The organism is Bradyrhizobium sp. CAR08 (assembly GCF_052871955.1).
In genome coordinates this window covers 1-1,154 of sequence record NZ_JBIXJX010000082.1, presented here as the reverse complement: position 1 = coordinate 1,154, position 1,154 = coordinate 1, and the positions used below count along the sequence as shown (strand labels likewise).

The 1,154-nt window shown below is 62.9% G+C and carries 1 protein-coding gene; it reads right to left on the bottom strand.

Annotated elements, in window-relative coordinates; translation table 11 throughout:
* Positions 1-18: 18 nt before the first annotated feature.
* Positions 19-1,154 (bottom strand): IS3 family transposase gene (locus ACIPUD_RS39790; RefSeq protein ID WP_446482993.1). Its coding sequence is split into 2 segments (ribosomal slippage), with 1,137 coding nucleotides annotated over them: positions 19-953 and positions 953-1,154; the frame shifts between segments, so codons are not numbered across the junction. This gene is flagged as partial in the annotation.

Sequence of the window (1,154 nt, the reverse complement as noted above, 5' to 3'; positions counted from 1 at the left end):
TGACCTGCCGCTGAACTTTCATCCATTGGCGATTAGAGTCTCGGCGGATGTTACGCCGTTTGGCGCGGGGTGAACAACGTGCGATTGGCGGAGCTGGTCGGGGTTGCGCAGCCGGTCGCACGTTGCGGTGAGGTTGGCGGAATAGGCCGCGGGTGTCAGATAGCCCAGCGACGAATGCGGGCGGTGGCTATTGTAGTCATCGGCCCACGCCGCAATCCTGGTTCGGGCGTGATCAAGGCCGAAGAACAGGGTTTCGTTGAGAAGCTCGTCTCGCATCCGGCCGTTGAAGCTTTCACAGAAGCCGTTCTGCATCGGTTTGCCTGGCGCGATAAAGTGCCAGGCAATCTGGTTGTCCTCTGACCAAGTCAGAATGGCGTTGCAGGTGAACTCGGTGCCGTTGTCCGAGACGATCATGCCAGGCTTGCCGCGGCGACCAATCAACGCCGTCAGCTCGCGCGCCACCCGCCGTCCCGGGATCGAAGTATCGGGGATCGCCGCCAGGCATTCCCGGGTCACGTCATCGACGATGTTGAGGATCCGGAACCGGCGCCCATTGGCAAACTGGTCATGGACAAAATCCAGCGACCAATGGGCATTCGGCCGGGCCTCGAGCAGGATCGGCGCCCGGGTGCCGACCGCGCGGCGGCGAGCCCGGCGCTTACGCACGCTGAGGCCTTCCTCCCGATAAAGCCGGTAGATACGGTTCAGCCCGGACGGCTCGCCATGCTGACGCAGCAGCACGAATAACCGCCGATAGCCGAAGCGCCGGCGGGCGTTGGCCAGTTCGCGCAGTTGGACCCGCAGTTCGGCATCGGGCGGCCGGCTCGACCGATAACGGATCATCTTGCGGTCGGCGCTGACGATGATGCAGGCCCGCCGTTCTGACAGTCCCAATTCGGCCTGCAGATGCGCGACAGCTTCGCGCTTGGCGGCGGGCCCTACCATTTTTTTGAAAGAAGCTCACGCAGCGCCGCCGCATCCAGCATCTGCTCGGCCAATAGCTTCTTCAGCTTGGCGTTCTCGTCCTCAAGCTGCCGTAGCCGCTTGGCATCCGAGACGTCCATACCGCCGAATTTGGACTTCCAGTTGTAAAGCGTCGCTTCCGAGACGCCGTGCTTGCGTGCCAAATCGGCCGTCTTCGCACCGGCCTCATG